1 protein-coding gene and 1 pseudogene are annotated in these 2091 nt (G+C 66.7%); both read right to left on the bottom strand.

Features of this window, described 5'->3' with window-relative positions:
* Window positions 1-1622 (bottom strand): annotated as a pseudogene (locus EOA28_RS33655) (hypothetical protein); the annotation flags it as partial.
* A 58-nt stretch (window positions 1623-1680) separates the two neighbouring features.
* The coding region (locus EOA28_RS41030) for a PE family protein (protein ID WP_281060947.1) at window positions 1681-2091 on the bottom strand (411 nt) is incomplete at its 5' end.

Below are 2091 nucleotides of genomic sequence, written 5' to 3'. Positions count from 1 at the left end.
CCACCAGAGCCGATGGTCACGGCAGTCGATGCAAGCGAGTTCAGGAAGCCGATCGTCGTGCCGCCTGCACCGCCGCCGCTTTCGCTGCCGCTGCCCGTACCGGTCGTGCCGCCAGCGCCACCAGCCGTGACGAAGACAATGCCGCGCGTGGCGCCTGCGGTCGGCGTATAGGTGCTCGAGGCAGTCTTTACCTGGACATTGACGAGGGTGCCGGCAGCAGCGGCCGCCGCAAATGCCGTGCTGGCGATCTGCGCGCTGCTCGTGCCTGCCGCTGCAGTCGGAGCGGTGGGCACGCCGCTGAGTGCCGGACTCACCAGCGTCTTGTTGGAGAGCGACTGCGCCGAGGACAGGTCAGTGACTATCGTCGTATCGATCGCGAACTGCGTGCCTGCCAGGGTGAGGCCGTTGCCGGCTGTGTAGGAACCGACGCCCGCCGTCTGGGCGAACGTGATCGGGTCGGTGCCAATGACCGGGTTTTCCTTGGCATTCTGCGTCCAAGTCGTGGCGCCCTGCGTCGCTCCACCCGTCACGAACGTCTGGTCGCCAAGATCGATGTCGGCGGAGAGATTGTAGTAGGTCGCACGCGACAGGACGAAAGGCGCGCCTGCGCTACCTGTCGCTGTGACCGTGTAGATGCCGTTCTGGAACGACGAGGCCTGGTTCTTGACCAGGATCACGTCGTTGAGGTTCGCGGCGACGCCGTCGACCGTCAAAGCACCGTTGGCAGAGGCGGTGAGCGTGGCGCCGACGCCGGATGCTCCGTTGGCATAGGTGACCGCCGGAAGCGCGGTGGTCGTGGCAAGCCGGGGCGCTGGCAGCGTCGTGGTGGCGAAGATCGCGGCCTGCACATAGGCCGTCGTTGCCAGCTTGGTCGAGTTGTCGCCGGGCGTCTGCGTGACGGCGGTCGAGGCCGAGCCAAGGGCGACGGTCGGGTTTGTGGCGAAGACAAGCGGACCGCTACCGGTCTCGTCGACCATCGCCGCGGCCAGCTGGGCGCTCGTGCCGCCGGCAAGAAAGGCCAGCATGTTTGCGGCAAGGCCCGAGACGTCGCTAATTGCAGGCTGCGCGAACGTCGGGTTGCCGCTGGTATCGACACCCGTCCCGAACTGATGGGGAGGAGCCGCCGCAGATTTCACGCCACCAAGGGCCACGGGCTGCGGCGTGGGTAGATCAGCCCCGATCAGCGCTCGGAATGCGGGCACTCCGCTTCCGAAGGCTGGAGTAGCCAGGATGAGGTTGGGGAGTTGCGATGCGAGCGAGATTCCGCTGTCCGCAAGGTCAGTGCCGCCCGTCGTGGAGAAAACGGGAATGTCCCCCACCACGGAGTTCGAAGGCCCTACGATGGTGCCGTTGGCAATCGGTCCGATCGTTTTCCCGCCGATCTGAAAGAAGAGCCCAAAGATGGTCATCCAGATCTGGCCGTCGACCGGCACTCCCGGAGCAGCGCCAGGAGGGATGCTGAATCCAGCGCCGTCGGACGTGGAGGCCTGGGTGTTGAGCGGCCCCTGCATCGTGTCGCCGCCCCGGTTGACCGGGGTATAGCCGAGCGCGTCCTGCTTCTGCGAGAACAGATAGCTCCACTGGCCAGCGGTCAGGACGTTGCCGTAGCTGAAGGGATTCATTTGTCCCAATCCGAATGTGTGTGAGTGGTTGGCTTACGCGAGGGCGACGATGCCGCGATCAGTCGAATTCGAAGATGACGACCACACCGTTGCCTCCGGCCCCGCCGGCGCCGCCGCCGTCGCCACCACCGCCGCCGCCGCCGAGGGAGCCCGGGCCACCGGGTACCTGGACGCCGGTCGAAGGTGTTGCGCCGCCATAACCGCCGCCGCCCCAGAACGAGGTGCCCCCGCAACCGCCTTCATGGCCTGAACCGGGCGAGCCGCCACCGCCGTGGATCAAGAGGGTTCCGGCGGTTCCGGTCCCCACCCCTTGGCCGCCCGCTCCAAATGAGTTGGTGCCGCTGGAAGAACCGCCAATGCCGCCGGTAGCGACGGCAAGAGCGCCGAAAGAGGTTGTTCCGCCGGAACCGCCGATGAGATCCGAACCGGAAGATGGATTGGGGACGCCGCCGGCGCCGAACGTGACGGT

This window comes from Mesorhizobium sp. M2A.F.Ca.ET.067.02.1.1 (assembly GCF_004023285.1).
GTDB lineage: Bacteria > Pseudomonadota > Alphaproteobacteria > Rhizobiales > Rhizobiaceae > Mesorhizobium.
Note: the sequence above shows the minus strand (reverse complement) of the source record. Positions and strands in the feature narration are given on the sequence as shown.